At 59.8% G+C, this 16,674-nt stretch carries 17 protein-coding genes; 8 read left to right on the top strand and 9 right to left on the bottom strand.

The annotated features are described in order from the left end of the window. The first annotated feature begins 165 nt into the window (after positions 1-165). Positions 166-2,220 carry a S9 family peptidase gene (locus tag PSH88_RS23405; RefSeq protein WP_305483394.1) on the top strand — a complete coding sequence of 685 codons (2,055 nt, stop codon included), beginning with the start codon at positions 166-168 and terminating at the stop codon, positions 2,218-2,220. Positions 2,221-2,436: 216 nt separating this feature from the next. Beyond that, positions 2,437-2,910, top strand: coding sequence for a cyclic nucleotide-binding domain-containing protein (locus PSH88_RS23410; RefSeq protein WP_305422930.1), 474 nt, complete (start codon positions 2,437-2,439; stop codon positions 2,908-2,910). Here PSH88_RS23410 and PSH88_RS23415 read toward each other — a convergent pair. Further along, positions 2,907-3,191, bottom strand: a complete 285-nt coding sequence (locus tag PSH88_RS23415; protein WP_305422932.1) for a hypothetical protein — start codon at positions 3,189-3,191, stop codon at positions 2,907-2,909. The genes PSH88_RS23410 and PSH88_RS23415 overlap by 4 nt on opposite strands. 96 nt (positions 3,192-3,287) lie before the next feature. Here PSH88_RS23415 and PSH88_RS23420 point away from each other — a divergent pair, with 96 nt between their 5' ends. The 4 genes from PSH88_RS23420 (at position 3,288) to PSH88_RS23435 (ending at position 5,543) form a co-directional block, all read left to right on the top strand. Beyond that, the gene (locus PSH88_RS23420) at positions 3,288-3,974 is read left to right on the top strand and encodes a spermidine synthase (protein WP_007898703.1); all 687 of its coding nucleotides are present in this window, start codon (positions 3,288-3,290) and stop codon (positions 3,972-3,974) included. Between the two features lie 48 nt (positions 3,975-4,022). Next, positions 4,023-4,394, top strand: a complete 372-nt coding sequence (locus tag PSH88_RS23425) for a YajD family HNH nuclease (protein ID WP_007898702.1) — start codon at positions 4,023-4,025, stop codon at positions 4,392-4,394. A gap of 208 nt (positions 4,395-4,602) precedes the next feature. Further along, complete coding sequence (locus PSH88_RS23430) at positions 4,603-5,073, top strand: RNA methyltransferase (protein WP_007942196.1); 471 nt, start codon at positions 4,603-4,605, stop codon at positions 5,071-5,073. A 92-nt stretch (positions 5,074-5,165) separates the two neighbouring features. Beyond that, positions 5,166-5,543, top strand: coding sequence for a YgaP family membrane protein (locus PSH88_RS23435; protein ID WP_305422935.1), 378 nt, complete (start codon positions 5,166-5,168; stop codon positions 5,541-5,543). A gap of 126 nt (positions 5,544-5,669) precedes the next feature. On the opposite strand, the gene PSH88_RS23440 is transcribed toward PSH88_RS23435, so the two are convergent. Beyond that, positions 5,670-6,899 carry a hypothetical protein gene (locus PSH88_RS23440; RefSeq protein ID WP_305422936.1) on the bottom strand — a complete coding sequence of 410 codons (1,230 nt, stop codon included), beginning with the start codon at positions 6,897-6,899 and terminating at the stop codon, positions 5,670-5,672. Between the two features lie 122 nt (positions 6,900-7,021). Next, the gene (locus PSH88_RS23445; RefSeq protein ID WP_052966452.1) at positions 7,022-7,471 is read right to left on the bottom strand and encodes a YcgN family cysteine cluster protein; all 450 of its coding nucleotides are present in this window, start codon (positions 7,469-7,471) and stop codon (positions 7,022-7,024) included. 278 nt (positions 7,472-7,749) lie between these two features. On the opposite strand from PSH88_RS23445, the gene PSH88_RS23450 reads away from it, so the two are divergent. Then, positions 7,750-8,343, top strand: a complete 594-nt coding sequence (locus PSH88_RS23450) for a nitroreductase family protein (protein WP_123721925.1) — start codon at positions 7,750-7,752, stop codon at positions 8,341-8,343. A 63-nt stretch (positions 8,344-8,406) separates the two neighbouring features. Here the strand turns inward: PSH88_RS23450 and PSH88_RS23455 are convergent, their stop codons facing one another. The 6 genes from PSH88_RS23455 to PSH88_RS23480 all read right to left on the bottom strand — a co-directional run bounded on the left by PSH88_RS23455 (position 8,407) and on the right by PSH88_RS23480 (position 14,943). Beyond that, positions 8,407-9,339 (bottom strand): D-2-hydroxyacid dehydrogenase, encoded by a 933-nt coding sequence (locus PSH88_RS23455; RefSeq protein WP_305422938.1) that lies wholly within the window; start codon positions 9,337-9,339, stop codon positions 8,407-8,409. Positions 9,340-9,459: 120 nt separating this feature from the next. Continuing rightward, entirely contained in the window at positions 9,460-9,753 is a 294-nt protein-coding gene (locus PSH88_RS23460) for a YcgL domain-containing protein (protein ID WP_007898694.1), read from the bottom strand. Then, entirely contained in the window at positions 9,750-10,883 is a 1,134-nt protein-coding gene (gene rnd / locus PSH88_RS23465; RefSeq protein ID WP_305422943.1) for a ribonuclease D, read from the bottom strand. The genes PSH88_RS23460 and rnd overlap by 4 nt, the downstream gene beginning before the upstream one ends. A gap of 123 nt (positions 10,884-11,006) precedes the next feature. Beyond that, entirely contained in the window at positions 11,007-11,669 is a 663-nt protein-coding gene (locus PSH88_RS23470) for a class I SAM-dependent methyltransferase (protein WP_305422944.1), read from the bottom strand. Positions 11,670-11,742: 73 nt separating this feature from the next. Next, positions 11,743-13,392, bottom strand: coding sequence for a phosphoethanolamine transferase (locus PSH88_RS23475; protein ID WP_305422945.1), 1,650 nt, complete (start codon positions 13,390-13,392; stop codon positions 11,743-11,745). A 168-nt stretch (positions 13,393-13,560) separates the two neighbouring features. Continuing rightward, entirely contained in the window at positions 13,561-14,943 is a 1,383-nt protein-coding gene (locus PSH88_RS23480; protein ID WP_305422946.1) for a glutamine synthetase family protein, read from the bottom strand. Between the two features lie 477 nt (positions 14,944-15,420). Here PSH88_RS23480 and PSH88_RS23485 point away from each other — a divergent pair, with 477 nt between their 5' ends. Beyond that, on the top strand, positions 15,421-16,608 hold the full coding sequence (locus tag PSH88_RS23485; protein ID WP_305422947.1) for a cyanate transporter: 1,188 nt from the start codon (positions 15,421-15,423) through the stop codon (positions 16,606-16,608). The last annotated feature ends 66 nt before the right edge of the window (positions 16,609-16,674 follow it).

Consider the following 16,674-nt stretch of genomic DNA (forward strand, 5'->3'; position numbering starts at 1 on the left):
CCCTGTGGGAGCGAGCTTGCTCGCGATGAGGTCAGTACATTCAACATCAATGTTGTCTGGCAGTCCGCCATCGCGAGCAAGCTCGCTCCCACAGGGTCTGCAGAGGCATCAAGATTTGCATGTCGCCTGCAAAACCCTATTCCGTACATTGTTCGAGAGCCATTCATGCCCCTATCCGCCAACGTCAACAGCGCTCCGATTGCCCACAAGACCGACGGTTGCGACCCGTATGCCTGGCTGCAGGAGCGCGACACCGACGCGGTGCTCGATTACCTGAAAGCTGAAAACCGCTATCAAGAGGCGCAAACCGCCGATCAGGCCGGGCTGCGCGAAACCCTGTTCGACGAGATCAAGGCGCGGATTCTCGAAACCGATCTGTCGCTGCCCTCGCCCTGGGGCCCGTACCTGTATTACACCCGCACCACTGCCGGCGACGAATACGCCCGTCACTACCGCTGCCCGCGTCCGGCCGATGGCAGCCTGCAGATTGACGAAAGCCAGGAACAACTGCTGCTTGATCCGAACGTACTGGCCAAGGGTGGCTTCTTTTCCCTGGGCGCGTTCAGCATCAGCCCGGACCACCAGCGTCTGGCCTACAGCATCGACTCCAGCGGCGAAGAGATTTACACGCTGTTCGTGAAGGAATTATCCAGCGGCCGCGTCAGCGAACTGGAGTTCCAGGACTGCGACGGCAGCATGACCTGGGCCAACGACAGCCTGACGCTGTTCTTCGGCGAACTCGACGACACCCATCGCCCGCACAAACTGTTCCGCTATCGGCTGGACGGCACCGCGGCCGAAGAAGTGTTCCATGAGCCAGACGGCCGATTCTTCCTGCATTGCTACCGCTCAAGCTCAGAACGGCAACTGCTGTTGTCGCTGGGCAGCAAGACCACCAGCGAAGTCTGGGTGCTCGATGCTTCGCTGCCGCATCAGGCCTTTACCTGCCTGGCGCCGAGGGTTGAAGAGCATGAGTACGATGTCGACCACGGTAAACTCGATGGCGAGTGGACGTGGCTGATCCGCACCAACCGCGACGGCATCAACTTCGCCCTCTACCAGGCCGCCGATACTGGCATCGTGCCGACCGAAGCCGACTGGCAGAACCTGATTCCCCACAACGACACCGTGATGCTTGAAGGCATGAGCCTGAACGCCGAGGCCATGACCCTGAGCCTGCGTGAAGGTGGCCTGCCGATCATCGAAGTCCGCCCACGGGACTTGGTGCCCTATCGCGTGCAATTGCCGGACGCGGCCTACAGCCTGCATGTGCAGAACAGCCTGGAATTTGTCAGCGACCGGATCCGTCTGCGCTACGAAGCCTTGAACCGTCCAGCGCAGATCCGCCAACTGATTCTGACCACCGGCGAGCAGAAAGTCCTCAAGGAAACCCCGGTGCTCGGCCCGTTCGACGCCGATGCGTACGTCAGCCAGCGGCTTTGGGCGACGGCACCGGACGGTACGCAAGTGCCGATCAGCCTTGTGGTCAAACGCGAGTTCCTCGGCAAGCCGACGCCGCTTTATTTGTACGGCTACGGCGCCTACGGCGAAAGCCTCGACCCGTGGTTCTCCCACGCGCGCCTGAGCCTGCTGGATCGCGGCATGGCGTTTGCCATCGCGCATGTACGCGGTGGCGGTGAGCTGGGCGAAGCCTGGTACCGCGCCGGCAAGCAGGAACACAAGCACAACACTTTCAGTGATTTCATCGCTTGCGCCGAACACCTGATCGCCAACGGCTTCACCACCCCATCACAGCTGGCGATCAGTGGTGGCAGCGCCGGTGGCTTGCTGATCGGCGCGGTACTCAATCAGCGGCCGGAGCTGTTCGGTGCGGCGATTGCCGAAGTGCCGTTCGTCGATGTGCTCAATACCATGCTCGACCCGGAACTGCCGCTGACCGTCACGGAGTACGACGAGTGGGGCAACCCGCAAGAGCCGGACGTCTATGATCGGATCAAGGCCTACGCCCCGTACGAAAACGTCACCGCGCAAGCTTATCCGGCAACGCTGGTAATCGCCGGCTACAACGACAGTCGCGTGCAGTACTGGGAAGCGGCCAAGTGGGTGGCGAAATTGCGCGCGACCAAAACCGACACCAACGCCCTGTTGCTCAAGACTGAATTGGGTGCCGGGCATGGCGGGATGAGCGGTCGTTATCAGGGATTACGTGACGTAGCCCTCGAATACGCATTTGTTTTCAAGGTTTTGGGCATCGCCTGAGGAACTTGGCCCGGCGTCCCGGTCTTAACACCAGACACCGGGGCCCCGAAACCACACACATTTCCTGTGGGAGCGGGCTTGCCCGCGATGACGATGTCACAGCCAATGTTGATATTGAATGTGATGGCCTCATCGCGGGCAAGCCCGCTCCCACAGGGGATGATGGGTGACTGAAGCCCGGAACAGACACAGACACAAGAAAAAGACCGTGACGACATGTCAGAACCGACCTTACTGAACAAAGAAATTCGCGACTGGCTGATGGACTGCGGCCTGTTCGATCAACTGCTGCCGGCAGACTTCGTGGCGGCTTCGGGCTACTTCAGCATCAGCACCATTGCCGAAGGCGAAGAGATTTTCCATGAGGGCGATGCCGGCAGTTTCATGTGCATCATCCACACCGGCCAGGTCGCGGTGCAGAAGACCAACAGCGACGGGCAACGGGTGACCATGGCCACCTTGCGCAGCGGTCGGGCGTTCGGCGAAATGGCCGTGCTCGATGGCGAGCGGCGCTCAGCCAGTTGCGTGGCCGCGAGCAATTGCCAGTTGCTCAACCTGGGCAAGGACTCCCTGGAAAAGATGCTCAACGACGCGCCAAAGATCGCCGCGAAGATCATCCGCGCCCTCGCCGTCTCCCTCTCCAAACGCTTGCGCATGGCCGATGGGCAACTGCTCTCGCAACAAGTTTAGCCACCCGGCGTTTTGATTTTCGTCGTGCTCGGCTCAAGGCCCGGCAAGGTCTGGTCCTTGGGTGGATTGGGCATTTCGATTGGCGGTAACAGCGGTGGCCCGCCGCTACCGGTTTTGGGCACGCTGGTCGGGGTGATCTGCGGATACGGCGTCGGAGTGGCGGTGCCGGGTGAACCGGGCATCGGCGCGGGGCTGGTGGGGATGGTTTGCAGCTCTTGGGCCTGCACTGCAGTTATCGAGAGCGCGGCCAAGGCAATGACCGTTAGAATGGTGCGCTTCATCAATGGCTCCGTTGGCCTTGTTGTCTTTTTGCAGGCTACTCCCAACTGCGCGTGTTTGCCTTCCTCCGTATGTCAATTTCTGCTCAAGAGAGCCCCATGAAACGTTTCGTTCTGCTCGACACCACCCCCATCCCTGAAAACGGCGGTGCCCTGTGCCTGTTCGAATACGGCGAGGACTTCGTCATCAAGATTCAGGGCGGTGATGGCGGGCAGTTGATGAACACCCGCATGCACGGTTCTGAAGATGCGCTGGCCGAAATCCCCTGCCGCAAGGTCGCCGGTCGGCCGAATTCGCGGGTATTGATCGGTGGCCTGGGCATGGGCTTCACCCTCGCCTCGGCGCTCAAGCACTTGGGTAAAACGGCTGAAGTGGTGGTCGCCGAACTGGTACCCGGCGTGGTGGAGTGGAACCGCGGGCCACTGGGCGAGAAAGCCGGCAACCCACTGCTCGACCCGCGCACGGTGATCCGTATGGAAGATGTGGCCAAAGTGCTACAAGCCGAGCCGCAAGGTTTCGATGCGATCATGCTTGACGTCGACAACGGTCCCGAAGGCCTGACCCAGAAGGCCAACAGCTGGCTCTATTCCGCAGGAGGCCTGAGCGCCTGCGCCAAGGCCCTGCGACCAAAAGGCGTACTGGCGGTGTGGTCGGCCAGCGCCGACCGGCAGTTTTCCGACAAGCTGAAAAAAGCCGGTTTCAAGGCCGAGGAAGTGCAAGTCTTCGCCCACGGCAACAAGGGTACCCGCCACACCATCTGGATTGCCGAAAAGCTCAAGGGCTGAGCTAAACTCACGTCATAACCGTCATTAGTCTTTTACAAAGGTGAACCCATGAGTTCGTCCACCCCAACCAATACGTCGAAGCTGGACCGCATCCTTGCCGACAACCAGCGTGACAAGGAAATGGGTTACCGCGATAAGGCCCTGAAGATGTACCCGCACGTGTGCGGCCGCTGCGCCCGTGAGTTCTCCGGCAAGCGCCTGAGCGAACTGACCGTGCACCACCGCGACCACAACCACGACAACAACCCTCAGGACGGCTCGAACTGGGAGCTGTTGTGCCTGTATTGCCACGACAACGAACACTCGCGGTATACCGATCAGCAGTATTTCGACGAAGGCTCGCTGAGTACGCCGAAGATCGCCAAGGCGACGCACAACCCGTTTGCGGCGTTGGCCGGGTTGATGAAGAAAGAAGACTGAAGATCTTCAGTGCCTGAACCGGCCCCATCGCGGGCAAGCCCGCTCCCACAGTGATTGGCGGTGAGCACAGATGTTGTGTACGCCGCAGCCCCCTGTGGGAGCGGGCTTGCCCGCGATTGCATTTGTCCGGGCACCACCAATCTCAAACTGAACACCCCTCCCCCAATCCCCGTATAATCGCCGTTTTTTCCCCGAAGGCACCCCGCTCGTGGCAGACAAACGGTACAGCTGCATTGGTTTGTATAACCCCAAATCACCGGAAAACGTCGGTTCGGTGATGCGCGCCGCCGGCTGCTATGGCGTGGCGTCGGTTTTCTACACCGGCAAACGTTATGAACGCGCCGCCGATTTCGTCACCGACACCAAGAAAGTCCACTACGACATTCCGCTGATCGGCATCGACGACCTGAAGAAAATCCTGCCCCTGGGCTGTGTGCCGGTCGCGGTCGAACTGGTCGACGGCGCCCGCTCGCTGCCGGAATACACGCACCCGGATCGCGCCCTCTACATCTTCGGCCCCGAAGACGGTTCGCTGGATAAAGAAATCCGCGACTGGTGCGAAGACGTGGTCTACATCCCGACCACCGGCTGCATGAACCTGGCGGCTACCGTCAACGTCGTGCTGTACGACCGCATGGCCAAGGGCAACAACACCCGCTCCGGGCCGAAATTCCGCTGAATTGCCGCATATTCGATGGAACAAGCCGCTCGCCCAGACAGTCAGCTAAATATCTATTGCTGAAGCAACCCTTCCCTGCCTGGAGACAGATCATGCGCGAGTTCAATCCTGTAGAACGTATCGAAACCACCCCGTTCCAGAGCCTTTCCGAACAGAACGTTCATGGTTGGGAACGCGCCGGCTCCCTGGCGGGTGGCGTGGTCATGCTGAGCAAGGGCCTGCGACGCGGCGGCGTGTTCGGATTGATTGAAATAGCCATCGGCGGCATGGCCCTGGCCCGGGGCATCACCGGGCATTGTTCGGCGAAACGCCTGTTGGAAAAGAACCGTCAGGACATGAAAAACGCACGCGCAAGGATCGAGCGCGCCGGGGATGAGCTGGCCCGCATGAAAGCCAATGCTGAAGCGGCGACCAGCACGGCGACCGTGACGGGTAATGATTCGTTGAACTCGCCGAAGGCTGGGGTCTGATCCGGAATCGATGCTGAGGCTTAGGGCCTCTTCGCGGGCAAGCCCGCTCCCACAGTAATTGGCGGTGTTCACACTGTTGTGTACGCCACAAATCCTGTGGGAGCGGGCTTGCCCGCGATGGCGGTGCTACTGAAGCAACCCGGTCTCGAGCACCCTGGAAGACTCGCCAATAACGCTTTCCGCGAGCTGAATGAATGCCTTGGTATCCACACTTTCCAAATGCATCGCCCCACGCAACACATCATCCAGCGAGCGCTTGTTGCGGGTTTTCAGGCGAATCTCGCGGTCCAGTTCCTGTAGCAACACCACCGCTTTGGCCACCTGTGCCGGGTTGATCTGCTCACCGCGCAACGTGCTGACCTTCTGGCTGTCCTTGGTCAACTTGCTGTGCAGGCTTTCATACCGCTCATCACTCATGCCGCCTGCGCGGCGCACCAGTTCGATGGCGTAATACTCGGCAAACCCTTCGCTGATCCAGTCGCTGCGCTGGTTGTCGTTGATCCGCCCGAACACTTGAGCCAATTCACGCACCAGCGCACTGGTGCCGCTTTCGCTGACCAGCGGCAGCCGCGTGTTCAGGTAGATCGATTCACGCGCGGCCAGACTGCCGCGCCACATTGGGTCGTTGCCGCCGACAATCAGCAGCTTGTTGGGATGACGCGGAAAAACTGCCTGCACTTGCGGCCAGACAAAGGTCAGCAACGTCAGCACGTCCATGCGGCGCATGCCCTGCCCCTGAGGCGAGGTGACGGTGACTTCGGTTTCTCCCAGTCGCGTGCGACGGCTGCCGAGGTGGCCGGCGAGCATCCAGCCAGTGGGACGGTCGAACAGGCGCGAGACGTTGTCGATCCGGAACGTGTTCTTGCCGATCCGCGGCCAGGCGGTTTCGACGCTTTTCCAACCGGCGGGCAATTCGAATTCAAGGCGTGAAACCAGTTCGATGCCGTCCTGCTGATCGAGCTTGGCCGCGGGCACCAGGTCATCACCGCGCATCAGCGCCCAGCTCGGGGTCATGCGGGAGTCGAAGCTGCCGTTTTTGCGTCCATGACTGATGCGCACTCGGTAGGTCAGGCTGGCCTTGTCGGCGGTCGGGCGCCAGACGCCACGGGCCTGTTTGCCGGGTGTGAGTTGCCATTGGCCATCGGCCTTGAAATCACTGTAGTGACTGCCGTCGCCCAAGTCGAAATCCAGACTGCGCACCGCCGAGCCCTGGGCCAGGGTCAGGCGCACTTCGGCCTGATCGCTTTGCGGCAACAGGCGCACGTGATAATCCAGATCGACTTTCTTTGCCGCCCACACGGGCGAACTCAGGGCCAAAAGTCCAAAGGCCAACGCCCGCCGCACTCCCACAGCCATACCCACTCCTATTGCTCGCGCTGGGCTGCGTAGCGGCCCCAAATTCTTGTAATCACTGCCTATTTTGTGAGTGCTACGCACTTAAGCGCGAGCAAGCGCCCTCGTCACATAAGCAATAGGAATTAACCCGCGCGAAAAATCAGATGATCTTCCCAATCGTCTTCGGCCACGCTGCCCTCGGCAAGCATGCGCCCGGACTGGGAAATACGTTCGTGATGCACCGCCTCGCGATCACCGCACACCAGGTGATGCCAGAGCGGCAAATCCTTGCCTTCGCTGACCAGTCGATAACCGCAGGTCGGCGGCAGCCATTTGAACTCATCGGCCTTGCCCGGCGTGAGCTGGATGCAATCGGGCACAAAGTCGCGGCGGTTGGGGTAATCGGTGCACTGACAGGTTTTGAGGTCGAGCAATTTGCAGGCGATGCGCGTGTAGTAGACGGCGTTGTCGTCTTCGTCCTCGAGTTTTTGCAGGCAGCACAGGCCACAGCCGTCGCACAGCGATTCCCATTCCTCTTGATCGAGTTGATCGAGGGTTTTGCGTATCCAGAACGGTTCGACTTTGGCGGCCATGGCTCAAGCATCAACATCAGGTGGTGAAAAGGCCGCCAGTCTAGTGCCAAGGCACCGGCGGGCCAAGCATTGGCGACTGCCGGTACACGGCACTTGTGAGTTTTTGCGCCGCCCGGTAGCGTTACCAGTCGCAAAGAGCCCTACCCACGTGCCATTAACGCTCAACCGCGTTGTTTTCGGGTGAACGGCCCAGGCTCTCGGAAAACCCCATCGCCCAGCTCAACTGCGCCCGCCGTTTTTTAGACGACCCTCACTTTCAAACGTAAAGGAATCTCTTGATGAGTGCTAACCCACGCGTTGCCGATTACGCCATTCACCCTCAGTTCACCGATCGCTGGTCGCCTCGCGCGTTCACCGGCGAAACCATTGCCGAAGAGACGCTGCTGAGCTTCTTCGAAGCCGCACGTTGGGCACCATCGGCGTACAACTCGCAGCCTTGGCGGTTTCTCTATGCGCGTCGCGACACGCCGAATTGGGAACGCTATCTGGGACTGCTGAACGAGTTCAACCGCAGCTGGGCACAGCATGCCTCGGCGCTGGTGATCGTGGTCTCGAAAACCACTTTTGCGATACCTGGCGCCACCGAAGAAACACCGGCGCTGTCGCACACGTTCGACACCGGTTCGGCCTGGGGGCATCTGGCGCTGCAAGCGAGCATCAGCGGCTGGCACACCCACGGCATGGCCGGTTTCGATCAGGAACTGACCCGCAAAGAGCTGAATATTCCTGAGGGCTATGCGCTGCACGCGGCGGTGGCGATCGGCAAGCTGGGCGACAAGGCGACGCTGGCCGAGTACCTGCAAGCGCGTGAAGAGCCAAGCCCGCGTCGTCCGCTGAGCGAGTTGGCGGCTGAAGGTGATTTCACCCTCTAACCAACGATGAAGTTCAAATGTGGGAGCGGGCTTGCTCGCTCCCACATTTGATGAGTGGTGGGTTTAATACCCGCGCGAGAAATCCACTTCCCCACGCAACGCTTCGCCCGCCTGATACGCCCGCAGGTTTTCGACGAACAACTTCACCATCATCGGTGGCGAAGTCGGTGCCGAACTGTGCCCGGTCAGCAGCAGGCCCCACGCGGTCCAGAATGGATGGCGTTGCGGCAACGGCTCCTGACGGCAGACGTCGATCACGGCCCCGGCCAGATGCCCTTCTTTCAAGGCTTCCACCAGATCCGCATCGACCACCGCGACACCGCGCCCGACGTTGATGAACAACCCCGTCGGCTTGAACTGCTTGAACAGTGCGGCGTCGTACAGGTCGTGAGTATTCGGGGTGTTTGGCAGCAGATTGATCACGTAATCCACTTCGCCGACCAGACGCGGCAGATCAGCCAGGCTTCCAACCTCGACAAACGGCGTCTGCTCGCGGGCTTCGCTGGCGATGCCATACAACTCGACGCCAAACGGCAGCAGAAACTGCGCCACCGTCTGGCCGATGTCACCGGTACCGACGATCAATACCTTGCGTCCAGCCAGGCTTTGACCCTGGCGGTTGTCCCACTTTCGCTCGACCTGGCTGACCAGCCGCGGCAGCACTTCGCGCTCGTGACCGAGCATGTAGGTCAGCACGTATTCGGCCATGACCTGACCGAAAATCCCTACCGCGCGTGTCAGGCGATAGTGCCGTGGCAGGCCGTCGGCCAGCAGCGGCGTGATGCCGGCCCAGGTCGACTGCAGCCATTGTGGTTCGTGGCCCTGACGCAGCAAGGTCGCCAGCAGGTCCGGCTGACCGAGCCAGACCTGGCATTCAGCGGCCTGACGGGCCAGTTCGGCGGAGTCGCCGCTGGTCAGAACTTCCAGATCAGGCGCTGCCTGACGCAACAGTTGGGCGTACACAGGGTGGTCGTGTTCAGCAATCAGAACGCGCATGGTTCAAACCTTTCAAAAACAGTGCAGACAGCCGCCGACGGAGTGTCACTCCATCGCCCTGGCCATCGCCAAAATCATTCCAGTGTTTCATAAAGGCTCTGAACAGAGCCTGTGTGCCGACTACATCGGGTCGTTACGTCGCAGCAATTCTTCCGGCAGATGCTCGATGTATTCGTCTTCGGCCGGCGGCATTTGCAGGTGGTAGCCCTGTTTCTCGAGATTTTCCAGCACCACCGTGATGTCTTCGCGTGACAGCTTGCGCTCGGGCGTGAGCACCAGATCGAAAGCGTGGTGCGGTTTGCCGAAGGCCGCCATCAGGCTTTCCGGAACGCGCTCCAGTGCATCACTTTTGAGCACATAGAGGTACATCTCGTTTTTCTTCAGGCTTCGATAGATGGAGCAAATACGTTTCAAGGCTGTTCTCCGGCGGTGGCCAGGCTGTCGAGCAGCGTCTGGCCCATCAATTCGCGGCGCCAGCCACGCAGCGAATCAGGCAATTGGTAAGGACCATTGGGGAAGCCGCTCTTGAGCAGCGCTTCCAGGGTTTTCTTGCGCAGCATCAGTTCTGGCGCGATGTTCAAGCGCTCGGCTTCGGCCTGGCCGATGGCGCGCAGCTGTTTGACCAGCGCAGCGGCGTCCACCGGCAACGGCTCCGGCACCGCCGGTGGCCATTGATCAGGCGACACACTGCCAGAGCGCTTGATCAGATCAAGCAGAAATTCGCCGTCCTGACGCACGGTACGCGGGTGCATGTCTTCGATTTTCGCCAGCGCGCCAAGGTTGTCCGGTTGCGTGCGCGCCAACGGCCACAGGGAATGTTCTCGAATGATGCGGTTGCGCGGCAGATCACGGGCACGGGCCTGCGTCTCACGCCAGGCGCAAAGTTCACGCAACACGGCGAGTTGGGCACGGGACAGTTTCCAGGCCAGTTTGGCGTCGCGATAGACCTCATACGGGTCGACCTCGCGACGCAGATTGGCCACCAGCTCGGCACCGTCTTCCAGGACCCAGGCGTATTTTTCGTCAGATAGTTTTGGACGCAGCTGTACGAAAACTTCCGCCAGGTGCAAGGCATCTTCGGCGGCGTAGCTGATCTGGGTATCGGACAGCGGACGTTGCAGCCAGTCGGAACGGGTTTCGCCCTTGGGCAGGTCGATGCCGAGCACTTCCTGCACCAGTCGCGAATAGCCCATGGAAAAACCGAGGTTCAGGTAAGCGGCGGCCAGTTGGGTGTCGAACAGTGGCGCCGGCAGGCTGCCGGTCAGGCGCAGCAGGACTTCGAGGTCTTCGCTGCACGCATGCACGACTTTGACCACGGCCGGGTTTTCCAGCAATGCGGCCAGCGGTTGCCAATTGTCGATGGTCAGTGGGTCAATCAGGTAAGCGCGTACGCCATCGCCGATCTGCAGCAGGCCTGCGATCGGGTAAAAGGTGTCGACCCGCATGAATTCGGTGTCGAGGGCAACGAATGGCAGCTGCTGCCACTCGGCACAAAACTGACCGAGGCTATCGTTGTCGCGAATCCAGTGAATATCGATGGCCACACGGCTCTCCCTTGAAGAATGGCGCGCAGTATATATCGCCCCCGGCGATTTCCGCGCATCCACTGAACAAGAGCTTTAGCGAAAATACCTGCTGGACCGCAAGAATAGTCTGACAGGTGGAGACTAGCTGCCCTTACGCAGCACGTAGACCCGCATCCGCGCGCACCCCGGCAAGAAGTCCTGATGGCTGAGCACGTGGAAACCCGCCTGCCTGAACTCGGCCTCAAGCTCGGCCTTGCTCGCCTGTGGCTGGGCCTGTGCGCCTTCCACACCGGATCGGCGCAGTTTGAAATGCGCATCAACCCGCACCGCCACAATCACCGTATCGCGACTGACCCGATGGAACTCAACCAGCATGGCCAACCGATGCTCAGGACTGGTGATGTGTTGAAACAGTTGCATGCAAAAAATGCAGTCAACCGCGTTCGCCGGCAAACCGATGGTGAAGGCTGAACTCTGAAAGGTCTTGACCCGTTCCAGCAGGTGCTGCGGATGGTGGGTGCGGGCATGATCGAGCATGTCCTGAGACGGATCGGTCGCAAGAATCACCCGATTCGCATGCTCGGCCAGTATCGACCAGAAGCGCCCGACACCGCAGGCTACATCAAGAATCAATCCCGGTTCGCCAGCGACCTGAAGCGCGTTACGCACCAGTTGCTCGTCGCGCCAGAACGTCAAACGCCCCGCCAGACCACGCGGTCGCGACTGCAGACAGACGCGGGCGTGTTCCTGATCGTAGCGCCGGGCGAACTCAAGTTCGATGGCGGATGGGGGCAGCGCGGACATGTGCAAGGGCTCTTGTTGGAATATCGACTGATGGCAGGTTAACGACTGGCGCGTGAAAAAAAGGTCGACGGACTCATTCTTTGGCCAACACACCGTCAATCACCGCGCCGCGGCAGCCGGCAAACATGTCCAGCCCCGGGTCGTAGACCTTGCTGTTGACCTCCAGCAGGCCAAGCATGGAATGGAACAGGTTGTCCTGGCTCAAGGGCTTTTCGCGACTCAATTGCAGGCAATGGGTGTCCACCGAGAACGACTTTTGGTAGCTGTCGGAGAACCATGCCAGCATCGCTACATGCTTCTGTTGTTCCGGCGCCAGCATGTAAGGCGTGCCATGCAGGAACAGGTTGTATTCGCCCAGCGATTCGCCGTGGTCCGACAGATAGAGCATGGCGGTATCGACTTTGTCCTGATTACTGCGCAACAGGTCGATCAGGGTCGACAGCACATGGTCGGTGTACACCAACGTGTTGTCGTAGCCATTGACGATACTTTCTCGGCTGCAATTGTTCAGTGCATTGCTTTCACACACCGGGGTGAAGTGTTCGTACTCTTTCGGGTAGCGCTTGAAGTATTCGGGCCCGTGACTGCCCATCTGGTGCAGTACCAGCACGGTGTCTTTATCCAGCGTGTCGATGAAGTGCTGCAAACCTTGCAGGAGAATTTCATCGCGGCACTCGCTATTGGCACACAACACCGGGTCTTTCAGATTACTCACGTCGTCGACAGTGACCCGATCGCAGGTGCCTTTGCAGCCCGACTGGTTATCGCGCCAGATCACCTCGAGACCGGCGTGTTTGAGTACGTCCAGCAGACCTTCCTCGTTCTTTGCCTTGCTGGCGTTGTAATCCTTGCGGCCCATGTTGGAGAACATGCAGGGCACCGACACGGCCGTTTCCGTGCCGCAAGAATGCACATCGGTGAAGGCAATCAGGCCGGCCTCTTTATCCAGTTTGGGTGTGGTGTCACGGTCATAACCCAGGATGCCGAAGTTCTCGGCCCGGGCACTTTCGCCCACCACCAGTACCGTCAGGGATTTACGGCCGTGGGTCTGCCAGACCGGGTTTTTCCGAGCGTCTTCACCGATGTTGATGAAGGGCTGCCGGGCAGACACTACTTGCTCGCGCAGATAGCCGAGCGAGGCACCGATGTAGTTGCTTGGCACCACCATCAGGCGCAACTCATGGTGATTGCGAAACAACGATGACAGGCCTTGATAGTTGACCAGGGCGACACCACCGATCACCGCAACCGATGCGACACTCACCAGCACTTTACTTAATAACTCACGGTGCCAGCGACGATAATTAACCGGCGTTTTCCACAACAACCACGACGGTAAAATTCCGAGCAATACAATATAAACAAACAACTTCACGGACAGTAAGTCGCGCACTTCCGTGGCATTGGTTTCTGCGAAGTTACGAAACATACCCGCGTCGATCAACACACCGTATTGGCTCATGAAATAGGCCACGCCGGCACTGACCAATAAGATCAGCGTCAACACGGGCTTCATCACAGGCCGGAACGCCAGCAAGGTCAGCACAATATTGAAAACCGCCAGGATCATCACCCCGAACGCGACACGCATGGCGATGCCTTGACCGTCGGCAGCGGTGATATCGAACAGGTGTTGCCAGAGAACTGAATTGAACCCTGCCAATAAAAAGGCGCTGGCAATCAACGTCACCCATTCAGGGCGCACGGCTTTTAACTTCAACATGATGATTGGCTGTTCCTGAAAGAAGTGCCCACGGTAGATGTGAAAATTTCATTTACCGCGACAACACAAATCTTAAGGAGCCAACCATCAATTTTTCGTGAAAAAGAAGCCAACGATTAGTTGGCTCATGGCATTAGGCCCAAACTTTCAACGGGTTTGAGATTAGTTTCAGGCCTGATGCAGATACCAGCGCCAGTCCTGCTCACCGACCTCGCCCATGAACTGCCGGTATTCGGCACGTTTCACCGCCAGATACACGCCAAGAAACTCACTGCCGAATGCCTCCCGCGCCCAGCTCGAAGCCTCCAGCGCTCGCAATGTGGTCAACCAGTCGGTCGGCAACAATTGCGTGGCCTGGGCATACCCGTTGCCCTCCACCGGAGCGCCCGGGTCAAGCTGCTCGCGGATGCCACGATGAATACCAGCCAGGATCGCCGCAGCCGCCAGGTACGGGTTGGCGTCGGCACCACAGATGCGGTGCTCGATATGCCGGGAGAATGCCGGCCCGCCGGGCACCCGCAAACTCACGGTGCGGTTGTCCACGCCCCAGGTGGCCGCCAGGGGTGCGTAGCTGTTGGTCTGGAAACGACGGTACGAGTTGGCGTTCGGACAGAACAGCAGCAATGAATCGAGCAACGTACCGAGCATTCCTCCGACCGCTTGTTTGAGCAGTGGCGTGCCGTCCGGGGCTTCGCTGGCGAACAGGTTATTGCCGTCCTTGTCCGCCAGGCTGACGTGCATGTGCATGCCGGTGCCGGCCAGGTCATCGAAAGGCTTGGCCATGAAACAGGCGCTCATCCCATGCTTGTGGGCCACGCCCTTGACCAGCCGTTTGTAGCGCACCGCTTCGTCCATCGCCTGCAAAGCATCGGTGCGGTGTTCGAGGGTGATTTCCACCTGCCCCGGCGCGTATTCGGAGATCGCCGTGCGCGCCGGAATACCCTGAAGTTTGCAGGCGTTGTAGAGGTCGGCCAGAAAGGGCTCGATCTGCTCCAGCTCACGTAAGCCATAGACCTGAGTCCCACGTGGCCGCCCGCCATCGACATCCCGCGCCGGCTGCGGCCGACCGTTGCTGTCGCGCTGCTGATCCAGCAAATAGAACTCCAGCTCCGCCGCCATCACCGGGTAATAACCGTCGGCCTGCAAGCCCTCGATGACCTTGGCCAGTAGATGCCGTGGGTCGGCGATGGTCGCGGGCATGCCCTCTTTTGGATGCATGCTGACCTGCACCGCCGCCGTGGGAATCAATCGCCACGGCATACGCTGCAAACTGCCGCTGATCGGGTAGGCCCGGCAATCGATATCACCGACGTCCCAGACCAGCCCGGAATTTTCCACGTCATCGCCATTGATGGTCAGGCCCAGAATGGTGCTCGGCAGCGGCCGGCCGCTTTCGTACACCGCCAGCAGTTCATCGCGATGCAGCAACTTGCCCCGTGGCACACCGTTGTTGTCGAGGATGAACAGCTCGAACATCTCGATATCCGGATTGTGGTCCAGGAAGGACAGGGCTTCTTCTTTCGTGGCGAAGGATGTCGTGGCACAGCTCATGGGAATTCTCGTCTATCCGCGTCAGGCAAACGCACAGGCGCCGCCGGTTTGATCCCGGCGCACAGCGCGGGACCTGTCAGAACAATCAACGGGACATGCAGGAATCCGGCGGGCGGGCGTGGCGGCAGTGCCACAGTGCCCAGAAGGCCAGTTCAGAAGGGAGTGCAGACAGGCTTGGCGCGCTGGCAGGCCTGTATAGACGACGTGGCTGAAGGCTTGAAGTGGCACCAGACGCCCCCTCGTGTTTGATTCCGATCAGCCAGACGTCCATGGAAAAGACCGCAGTAAACAGATGCAAAGCAGCGTCACACGGGCAGATAAGCCGTTAAATCCAGACTTGATGAACCTTGGTTGCAGATTGGCTAAACATTCCCCCCGGTAACCAACCTAATTTCTCGATAGTGCCAGCGACATTTCAGTTTGCCCCTGCAGGCTTGGAGCGGCCTAATCACGGCCTTGTACATCTGGGGTTCCTTTATGGAAAACGTTCGCACTTCAAGTTCCTATGCCGGATGGCTGATGGTCAGCGTGGTATTGGTGGCACTGAACCTGAGGCCTTCGATGGCCGCTGTCGGGCCGTTGTTGTCGGCCATTCGCGGGGATGTCCCGTTAAGTTTCAGTACCGCCGCGCTGTTGACCATGCTGCCCGTCATGGCGATGGGACTGGCGATGTTCCTGGGAATGCGCATCGCGCAACGGGTCGGCGATCACCGCACCATCATCCTGTCCTTGCTGATCATCGGTGTGGCCACGGTCTCGCGGCTGTACCTGGACAGCAGCCTTGAGCTGATCCTGAGCGCGGTACTGGCCGGGCTCGGGATCGCCCTCATTCAGGCGGTGATGCCGGCGCTGATCAAGTCACGCTTCAGCGACAACGTTTCGCTGTTCATGGGTTTGTATGTCACCTCGATCATGGGCGGAGCGGCGATTGCCGCATCGTTCTCGCCTTTCGTCCTGGCGCAAACCGGCAGTTGGCGGATGGGCCTGGCAATCTGGGCGCTACTGACGCTGGTTGCCCTGGTCTTCTGGCTTGCCCAGCGCTCGGCAATCGCGCCATTGCCGGCGGCGCCAATGGGGCGCCAGGAGTCCTTCGTCGGTAACTCACGGGCCTGGTTGCTGGCGATTTTCTTCGGCTTGGGCACGGCCTCCTACACCTGTGTGCTGGCCTGGCTAGCCCCGTATTACGTGGAAAAAGGCTGGAGCGAACAGAATGCCGGCTTACTGCTGGGGTTTCTCACCGCCATGGAAGTCGTGTCTGGGCTGATAACACCCGCGATTGCCAACCGCAGCCAGGACAAGCGTCTGGTACTGGTCGTTCTGCTGGCCTTGATCATGGCCGGCTTCTGCGGCCTGATCCTCAGCCCGGAACGCTTTAGCCTGCTATGGCCGTGCCTGTTGGGCCTGGGCATTGGCGGCCTGTTCCCGATGAGCCTGATCGTGTCCCTTGATCACTTGGATAACCCGCGTCGTGCCGGTGGCCTGACGGCCTTTGTACAAGGCATCGGTTACCTGATCGCGGGGCTCTCGCCGCTGATTGCCGGGATGATTCGCGACCAATTGGGCAGCTTCGAATGGGCCTGGTGGTCACTCACAGCGGTGATGGCGGTGATGATTGTGATGGTGCTGCGCTTCAACCCAAGGCAATACGCGCAGCATATCCAATAGTCTTCGAAGGTCCTTTCAAGCCCCCATCGATCAACGCACCGATTGTGCCAAATGGCGGTCAGTTTA

The organism is Pseudomonas wuhanensis (assembly GCF_030687395.1).
Taxonomy (GTDB): domain Bacteria; phylum Pseudomonadota; class Gammaproteobacteria; order Pseudomonadales; family Pseudomonadaceae; genus Aquipseudomonas; species Aquipseudomonas wuhanensis.